Annotated in this window: 5 protein-coding genes; all 5 read right to left on the reverse strand. The window is 58.7% G+C overall.

Annotation, left to right across the window (positions count from 1 at the left end):
* Nucleotides 1-16: 16 nt before the first annotated feature.
* Nucleotides 17-2,059 (reverse strand): DUF5693 family protein, encoded by a 2,043-nt coding sequence (locus RDV48_13675; protein ID MDQ7823843.1) that lies wholly within the window; start codon nt 2,057-2,059, stop codon nt 17-19.
* 32 nt (nt 2,060-2,091) lie between these two features.
* A complete protein-coding gene (locus RDV48_13680) occupies nt 2,092-3,135 on the reverse strand; it encodes a hypothetical protein (protein ID MDQ7823844.1) in 1,044 nt (347 codons plus the stop codon).
* 27 nt (nt 3,136-3,162) lie between these two features.
* Nucleotides 3,163-5,085 (reverse strand): threonine--tRNA ligase, encoded by a 1,923-nt coding sequence (gene thrS, locus RDV48_13685; GenBank protein MDQ7823845.1) that lies wholly within the window; start codon nt 5,083-5,085, stop codon nt 3,163-3,165.
* Between the two features lie 150 nt (nt 5,086-5,235).
* Nucleotides 5,236-7,152: a hypothetical protein gene (locus RDV48_13690; GenBank protein ID MDQ7823846.1), complete on the reverse strand. Its 1,917-nt coding sequence runs from the start codon at nt 7,150-7,152 to the stop codon at nt 5,236-5,238.
* 144 nt (nt 7,153-7,296) lie between these two features.
* Nucleotides 7,297-9,239: HNH endonuclease signature motif containing protein (locus RDV48_13695; GenBank protein ID MDQ7823847.1), on the reverse strand; the 1,943-nt coding region annotated here is incomplete at its 5' end.

Consider the following 9,239-nt stretch of genomic DNA (forward strand, 5'->3'; position numbering starts at 1 on the left):
GGTATGCTTCTCTTTTTTATGGGGCTTCCTGAGAACTTCTCTCTTGGCTCATTTTTCCCTTCAACTGCACTCCCTTGAAGAAAATGAAGAGCGCCGCCGCGCCGGCGATCCAGCCAAGGATGAGCCCGTAGGCGGCCCTGATGAGTGAAACGGCAAGGGGGGTGTGCAAGTGGGCGAAGGTGTCGCAGATGTCGGCCTGCCCGATGCCGGCAATGAGCATGAGGAGCCAGACAGCGTATTCCGCGCCAAAAGCAATGAATCCCGGTATGAGCATGAGGCCGGGATAGCCAAGCAGGAACTCCTTGAAGCGCGGCCTCACGAGGAGGACCTGGTTCAGGAAGGAGCGCACTGCAAGCTCAATATCTGAGGCTGCTGCCTCGGTGGTGTTGCCGGTCCTGATGATATAGTAAGCCCCAGCGCCACCCAGGATACAGAGGGCCAGCAGATGAAGGGCCTTGACAGGTGCCCCGAGAAGATCACCAGCCTTCAATGGCTTCGGTGAGGCTTTCATGATATAATAGAGGGTCACAAAGAGGGGGGGGAGCACCATGAGGAGCTTGATGCCCCTGAACCGGTCCACCTGCAGAAAAAACTCAGTGCTCGAGAGGAGCCCGGCCATCACAAGCGCCCCCAGAAAGGTCATCATCGTGATTCTCATCAAGGCGACCGTGGCGCTCCCAAGGAGCGCCAGGTAGGTATTCTCCCTGAGGGACCTCTGGAACAGGTCCATATGGATGATCATCGCCAGGGTGGGGAAGACGAGGCCCGCTCCAAGAGCCATGAGCTTCCTCCAGAGAGCCATGTGGCCTGTGGTGAAGAAAGCGGCGCCGGCAAGCACAAAAATTCCCAGAAGAGCTAAGGTCAAAGGGTCAGGAAGGGTGATGACCTTCCTCAGGAGCAGCAGCGCAGCCGCCGCTGCGCCGAGACTGAGGAGCGCAATGAGAAGCGGATGGGGTGTGAAAAGCGGGAAAGCCCTGGCGGCTCCCAGGGTGAAGCCCCTTTTTCTCAGGGTGTCGCTGAGGCGCGAGAAGTAATACTCATTGGTCTCGCTGAGGCTGCGCCCTTCGGTGAGTATCATGTGGGGCCGCAGGTATATCATCCTGATGTTTCTCTCCCTGACACCCAGTTCAAACTTGTCTACAAGATCGTTCATGGTGAGCTTCTCCTGGAAGAGGGGTGACACGGACTGCACGCGGAGCACCGAGGCGGTGCACTTCACCCCCAGGGTCTGAATGCCCTTCTGCATTGCCTTTACATTGGGCGCCTCGATGATTCCCAGGTGGCAGCCCAGGCCTTGGATGAATGCCGCGCTCTCGGGGAGGCACTCGGGAAAGCCCAGCACATCGTTGTTGAGACCGGAGAAAATGACGGTGTGAATGGGCTGAAATGGCTCAAGCGCATGGCGGTACCCTTCTATCATGGCGGGAGTCACCATGAGCTTGTTCTCCGGTCGGAGGGTGATGGAGAGCCCCATATCAAGGTATTTTTTTGCTTTCTCCTTTGAGAAGCCGAGGCCCATGACGGTCAGAGTCTTTTCCTGCCCCGTGAGCTCTATGACCGCGGGTGCCTGCGGTGAAACTTCTGCCGAAGGTGAATCTGCCGGCCACTCCCTCACTTTCTCTCTGCTGCAGAACACGGGAAGGAAAGCGAGGAGCTGATCCCTGGTGGCCTGGTCATAGACCGTCACGTAGAGCTTTGTAGGCGAGACGGGGGGATAGTCTCTGCCTGCCAGGGCCTTTGGTGTCTTTTCGATTCCGGCCCTGAAGGCGCTTATCAGGTCACCCCCCACGTACCACCGGGCCTTTCCCCGGGCCTTGAGGGATTCCAGCGTATCTTCGCTGAGGGCAAGCCCTGTGATGCCGGCTGCCAGGAAATGCTTTACCAGATCCTCCTCGGGGGTGCCTTCGATAAGCGAGATATCCTGGATGGCGTTGTAGTCAACAACAAGCTCAACATTCCTTCCCCCGCTCTCGAGGGAGAGGCGCTGCGCGGCCACCGCGAGGGCTGCAATGATGGAAAGAACTACCATTACCCAGAGGAGTTTTTCTGCTGGTTTCATCGTAGCGATCCTTTTCTGGAAGGTCTCAGACCTCAGAGGCTGTCGCCCCCGTTTTCCTGGTCAGTGTCCTTGAGCTTGTGGAGGAAGGCGTTGGTTGAGTCAAGGATTTTTGATTTTTCTTTGTCGTATAATGCCTTTATCTCTTCTCTTGTGAGCTTTTTCCCGTCGCGGTAATACCACCGTGCTGTCTCTCCCGCCGTAATGGTCCCCGCGTAAGAGATGGCAGTCTTGAGCAGGGGGCCGCCGCCGGGAATGAAGCCTGTGAGGGTGCGGGCAAGGGTTCTCCAGCCGAAGCCTCCCGCGAGGACGGGCCAGAGCTCCGCCATCCTGGCGTAGAAATCAAGGGCATGACCGTAGACTCCCGCGATGCGCAGGCAAAGGCGCACCTGGTTGGCAGTGATGATAAGGGTCTCTCCCGTGACGGCTATGAGGCCGATTATGATGCCGATAATCGGTATGTTCGAGGGGAGCGATGAGAAGAAGGAGACTGAGGCGTTCTGCCTGGCCGTGTTCCTGATGAGGCGGCTCGCCATCTCATCGCGCAGCATGCTGAATTTCTGCGCGTACGCCAGCCCTTTCTCCTGCACCAGCGTGAGGACCATCGAGGGAAGCTTCTTCCATTCGTCGTGAATCCAGTGGATCTCCTCCACGGAGACCTCCTCGAAGAGGTCCTTCACCTCGTCGCGCCTCATTTCATCAGCGGCGCCATCGACAAACCAGAGGTATTTCTTCTCCTCATGGGGCAGGCTCTTCCCCAGCTCTCTGAGGATATCGATGTTGAGATCATCTCCCTTCATCACGAAGACTGCCACATGGCACTTCTTCAGGAACTCCATGTCTTCGCTGTCAGGAGGGTACTGGCAGAGGCGGAGCACCTCGGGCGGCAGGTTTTTCTTCTCGTCGGCCTCCTCGGTCTTGAGGCTGTTCATGGCCTCGTGGAGCTCGCCCGTTTTGGGGCTGTTGCCGCATATGGCCACCTGGACCTCTCCCTGGAGCTCTTTTTCTATGTCCTTCATGGAGAAGAAAGTGGTAAAGACGCTGTAGAGATTGCCGACAATTTTTTCCAGGTTTGGCATGGCTTACCCTTTCATGCATGGCTTGAATCATCTTTTCATCGCGATGTCTTCCCGGATTTTCTCGAGAAAGGTCCCGCTCGTCATCGAGCCAAGGTTTCCCGCCTTGCGCTCCCTCACGGAGAGAAGCCTCTCTTCCACTTCCTTGTCGCCCAGAATGACCATGTAAGGCGTCTTCTGCAGCTGGGCCTCCCTTATCTTGAGGTTGATCTTCTCATTGCGGTCATCGATCTCCACCCTTATGCCCTGCGAGGTGAGAAGATTCTTCACTTCCGCGGCATACTCGCTGTTCCGCTCGGTGATGGGCATTATCACTGCCTGGACCGGCGAGAGCCATACAGGGAAGGCACCGGCGTAGTGCTCCACCAGGCATCCCATGAAGCGCTCGAGGGAGCCGAGCAGCGCCCGGTGCACCATGTAGACATAGTGCTCTTTCCCATCGGAGCCCTTGTAGGTCACCTCGAAGCGGCCCGGCAGGTTGAAGTCAAACTGCACCGTGGGGCCCTGCCAGAGCCGTCCCAGGGCGTCCTTGATCTTGATGTCTATCTTGGGGCCGTAGAATACGGCACCCCCCTCGTCCACCACGTAGGGGATCCCCATGGCAGTGAGGGCGTGGGCAAGGATGGACTCGGCGCGATCCCAGTCCTCGGGCTTCCCCGCGATTTTTTCCGGCCTCGTGGCAAGGTTCACCTCGTACTCCCTGAAGCCGAAGGTCTCCATCATGAAGCGGGCGAACTCCACGCATTTGATCATCTCTTCCTCGAGCTGCTCAGGGGTGCAGAAGATATGGGCGTCATCCTGGGTGAAGCCCCGGACCCTCAGCGTTCCATGAAGGACGCCCGAGCGCTCGTAGCGGTATACCGTGCCAAGCTCGGCGTAGCGCACCGGGAGCTCCCTGTATGACTTGAGGCGCGAGTTGTAGATAAGGATGTGGAAGGGGCAGTTCATGGGCTTGAGGATGTACTCCTGCCCCTCGATGTCGATGGGGCTGTACATGTTTTCGCGGTAGAAATCCCAGTGGCCCGATTTTTTCCAGAGGTCTATCTTGGCGATGTGGGGGGTATTGATGAGGTCATAGCCCCTCTTCAGATGCTCGTCCTTCCAGAAATCCTCGATGATCTTCCTGATGAAGCCTCCCCTGGGGTGCCAGTACACAAGACCGGGGCCTCCCTCCTCGTAGAAGCTGAAAAGGTCCAGATCCTTGCCAAGCCTGCGGTGGTCGCGCTTCTTTGCCTCTTCGAGGGCGTGGAGGTACTCCTCGAGCTTCTTTTTATCCTCGAAGGCGGTGCCGTAAATGCGCTGGAGCATCTGGCGCTTCTCATCGCCCCGCCAGTAAGCCCCTGCAATGCTGAGGAGCTTGAAGACCCTTATCTTCGAGGTGGAGGGGATATGGGGGCCCGTGCAGAGATCGATGAAGTCGCCTGTTTCATAGAGGCTCACCGTCTCGGCGGGAAGGTCGCTGATGATCTCCACTTTGTAATCCTCGCCGCGCTCACGGAAGAATTTCATTGCCTCGTCCCTCTGCATCACCTTACGCACGAAAGGCTCGTTCCTGCTGATGATGCGCTCCATCTCCTTCTCAATCTTCACCAGGTCCTCGGGGACAAAGGGGGTGGATCTCTCAAAATCATAGTAGAAGCCGTTGTCAATTGAAGGGCCTATGGTGACCTTCACATCGGGGAAGAGGTGCTTCACGGCAGCGGCCATCACGTGGGAGGTGCTGTGCCTCATTATCTCGAGACCTTCCTTGGAATCGGCGGTGATTATTTTGAGAGTGCCGTCTTTTGAGAGCGGCGCGGAGAGATCAATGATCGTGCCGTCGAGGTCAGCGGCGAGGGCCTTTTTCGCCTCTCCCGGCAGGTGGGTCTTAATGATTTCCAGCACCTGCTTTCCCTCGTCGATTTCAACGGTGCGGCTTGAGTGGTTCTGGAGTGTCAAGGTGATCACGGTCATGACTCCCTTCGCATTTGAATATGATAAAGTTCTCTTCGCGGCACCATTCCTCCTGCACTGCGGTGGCAGCCTTATAGCGGGGGAATTGGCAGAAGCGTTCCTTTGAAGAGCAGGGTGAAAAGGTCTTCATAAGGCAGGAGTGCGGCAGTATCAGGGGGCAGGATGCGTTGCGGTGCCGGCCTTGCCCTTGTCATCAGTTTTGTGGACGAGGGATTCGGCCCCTGAATATATTTTCTCAAGGGCTTTCCCTCCGAGGTTCCCAAGCCTTCCGCCGAGGCGCGCCCCGAGCTTGAGGCCGAGAACAGCCCCCCCGATGAGGCCCACAATGCCTCCCACGGGGCCCGCGACGGCGAAGCCGGCGAGAATTCCAAGGTAGGGTCCCACAAAACCCCCTCCCACGGCGCCTGCAGCACCGCCGGCGCCTATGAGGGCAGCCCTTGCGAGGCTTCCCGGCCTGGCGCTCTCCTGGAGCTCAGGGTCCTTCTCTGTTTCGGAGGCAAAGCAGGTGATAAGGGCAATCTCCCCGCTGTCGAAATCAGCCTTCTTCAGTATCTTCTTCAGCTCTTTCCCGGTGTATTTATCGTCCTTGATGACATTGAGGGCTTCAAGCTTCTGCCCGGGGAGCTTGTCCTTGAGGTGCTCAAGGGTCACGTCGTTTACCGTGTAGACTTCCTCGCCCGTCTTCGGCTCCTTCGGGCTCTCGATGTACTGGAAGACCACGTCCCTCTCCCCATCGCTGAATTCGAGCTTCTTGAGGAGGTGCTTCAGGTCTCCTTTCGTGAACTCCTTGTTTTCCATGGCCCTGAGCATATCCACCTTGTCGGGGACCATCTGGAATTCTACCTTTTCTATGAATTCCTTGTTTATCTCCACGGGCTTGTTCCAGGGCAGCTTGGAGATCACCCAGTTGATTGCGGTTCCTATGGGACCGGCCACGAGGCCCACGGTGGCCTGCACGACGGCGTTTGCCTGCGAAGCCGTGATCTCCTTGTTCTCGATGGCCCTGTTGAGCTCCGAGCGCGCCCCTTCTATGGCCATCCCCGGCACTGCCAGGACCTTGCTCGCGAAGCACGACCCCGCGGCAAAGTTCATCGTGGCGTTCATCTTGAGCTTCTCGTCGCCTGTTTTTTCGCCTCTCTTCATCTCTCCAAGAGCCCGGAAAGCCTGAACGAGGCCCCCCACGAGGGAGACCATGGCAAGGCCGTTCTGGAGGTAGGGAGCCTTTTCCATGATGCGCCCCATGAGCTTTCCTGTCTCCCTGAACTCCGTTCTGTCCACGAGGCTCTCGAAGAAGCTGTTTCGCTCAAGCTCCTCCATCCTTTTGAACTTCTCGGGGCACTTGGCCTTGAGCTCCTCGGGCTTCAGGTGATAGTTGGCATAGCTTTCGGCGAAGTCGTCCCACTCGCTGGGGTACCAGCCCGGTCCCGTGGCGGCGTAGTCGCTGATATAGGGAGGCTTTCCCCAGGGGCTCTTGCTGCTCTCGGAGAAGAGCTTGGGGAGGCCGAAGAGGCCGGAGTTGTAATCCACGGCATGGCCTGTCTCGTGGGTGAGGACCATATTGGCCCAGTCCTCGCTCAGGTGGAAGTTGTCCTTGGTGAGGAGTATGAAGGGCGACTGCGGGAGGGGCGCCGCGGCCCCCGAAGCCCCGGGAAGAGATCCGAGCATGGTGATGCTCTTGACGGTGCCCACGTCCTTGAGAGGCAGCCTGTCAAGCTGGGAGAGGACCAGGGCCTTCTCCTCGTCGGTCATGTTGATGAGGCTCGGGTAGATGAACCGGGGAAAAGTCTTCACGGTCTTGAAAAGCTCCAGGAGCGTGTCAAGGGCTTTGCTTGCCCGCGGGCTCTTATCAAGGTACTCGGAAGTCTTTTCCGCGCCGGAGCACACGGCTTCGACGCCGTTCTTTATGGCTTCCCTCATCTTCTTGATCTTTTCCTCGGTGGACAGATCCAGGTAACTGCCGCCGCCAAGCTCAACAGAGTCCTTCGCCTCGTTGGTCTCCTCCTTTTTCGGAGGCAGGGGCGGGGTGCTCCTGAGATCCCTCAAAGGCCCGCTGTCGTGTATCTTCATGAAAAGACCTTCCGGTAATACTATTCCTTATCATACAGTATATCCCGCCGCGGCATTTTGCACAAGCACCAAAATGTTAAAATTTCGCCGGGTTGTGAAAAACCGGGGACCTCCACAGGGGGCAGGCAGTGGGATGCTCATCTGTCAAAGCCGCCGGCTGCCGGGGGGAATAAAGCTGGGGCCTCGCTGTCTTATTCCCCTTTCATAGACCAGGAAAGGGGCTCCTTCCGAGGGGGAGCCGAAGGTGAAGGTAAGATCATAGGGTGCCATGCTTTTTATGGTGAGGGTCCGCAGTCCGTGCAGGAGGTGGAGGTGGCAGGCCTCACAAAGCACAATGAGATTCCACGGGTCATCGGTGCCCCCCTGGGAGCGCCTGATGATATGATGCACGTGCAAATTCCGCCTGCAGCGGCAGCCCGGGGTCTGGCAGCGGAACCGGTCCCGCTTGAGGATTCTGTGGTGATGGGCCGCTTTTTTCAAGGTTCCCTCGGTGGTGAGATAGTCGGCGAGGAGGGCGGCAAGGAATTTTTCTTCGGGGCTCTTGAGGCGCCCGGCGTCTTCGGTCTTGGCAAGGCAGCCGAGAAAGGCATGGGCCACGAGGTTCCAGACCTGATAAAGCTCCCGGGGGAGAAAGAATTTTATCATCATGGAGCTCCCCGCCGCCTGTGAGGGGTCCTTTGCCGTGGCCGGGCTGCCTGCCGAGAGGATGTCCCTGAGAAAGACCTCCTCGGGGCTCTCCCCCCGGGGGATGGTACAGGCCTCCCTGGCTTTCTCCAGTGACTGATGACAGGAACACAGGAGATTTTGGCATCCTTGCCCATGGGGTGCCTGCTCTTTCCCATTGCATGCCCCCGCATAGAGATGATCGCTCCCCGACCGGTTTCCGAGGCCCGCACACAGCCTGGAATCTTTTTCAATTTCCATGGAGGCCTCGGCGGCGCGCAGCTCATCGACATCGCTGAAATACCTCCAGGGCTTCTCAAAACGCCTGTCCCGGGAAGCGACGAGCTCCTCGTCATCTGATATGAGAGGCCACGAGGGATTGAGAGAGGGGCCTTGATACCACGAGCCATCACGTATACTGTCCTGCACCTCCTCCGGCAGGCTCCGGAATCGCTCGTCGGTGAGATAGCGAAAGCCGGGAAGAAGAGTGTAATTATGGGGGACCAGGCAGTCATACTCCAGGATCCTCGCGCAGCGCCCCGCCTCTTCCCGAAGGTCCGCCGTGGGCACGCTCGCGGCGTAGGCAATCCACTGTGACTCATTTTTCTCGTCCACCACGGGGAGAATGAGGCGCGCCTGCTCCCTGGTGATGACGCCTTTCCTGAAGGCGTCTTCGGTGAGTGAGTGGCGCCGGAAGCCCTCGGCAAGCTTTATGAGCTGGCGGGTCTGGGCCATCGAGAAGCCGCAGCGCTCCCCGGCATAGTCCTCGATGAACTCAAAGCCGAGAAGGCGGTGGAGCTGCCGCGCATCCATCGCCCGCAGGAGCATCCCCGCGGCCACGTCGAGCCTCTGGCGGATCGAGGCGGCCCTGATCAGGCGGCCTGCAATTGCCCTCGCGGAGGCCCCGGTAACTTTTTCCGGCCGGGCCTCTTCAAGCCACGACGGGAAGAAGATGCTCCATGGTGATGACCACGGAGTCTCACCGGCCTCTCCCTCGCCGGCCTGCCCGCTGACCTCGCCGGGAGCGCTCACGCGGCGGTTTCTCATCCTCCTTTTCAGGAGGGGACCCCCCCGGGAGAATATGGGGCGGTTCCCGTCGGCATCGAGGGCTGGAAGCTCCGGCGCCACTTTCCCTGAGGCCAGGAAGTTCGCAAGGAGCGCCTCGACAAATCCCGAAAGCGGTCCGTCATAGTGCTCCCTGTCCCGGAAGAGGGAGAGGGCGAAGTCCCAGGTGAGGGCAAGTGAGGGGGGCACGCTGAAATATAGCATCGTGCCCTCGTCTCCGGCTTCGGGAGCACCTGCGGAAACGGGAGCCGATCCGGCCTTCCCTTCGGCGAGGGCCTTCTTCACTTCCCCCTCAAGGCCGCACAGGGAGCGCTCCTCTGCAACGGCGAGCCACCAGGACTCGTTCTCAGGCGTGATGA

This window comes from Candidatus Eremiobacterota bacterium, assembly GCA_031082125.1.
Taxonomy (GTDB): Bacteria; Vulcanimicrobiota; CADAWZ01; order CADAWZ01; family Ess09-12; genus Ess09-12.

Bases quoted from the DNA above. Each gene is read 5' to 3' on its own strand.
- RDV48_13680 (MDQ7823844.1), bottom strand. From the start codon at position 3,135: ATGCCAAACCTGGAAAAAATTGTCGGCAATCTCTACAGCGTCTTTACC.
- thrS (MDQ7823845.1), bottom strand. From the start codon at position 5,085: ATGACCGTGATCACCTTGACACTCCAGAACCACTCAAGCCGCACCGTT.
- RDV48_13675 (MDQ7823843.1), bottom strand. From the start codon at position 2,059: ATGAAACCAGCAGAAAAACTCCTCTGGGTAATGGTAGTTCTTTCCATC.
- RDV48_13690 (MDQ7823846.1), bottom strand. From the start codon at position 7,152: ATGAAGATACACGACAGCGGGCCTTTGAGGGATCTCAGGAGCACCCCG.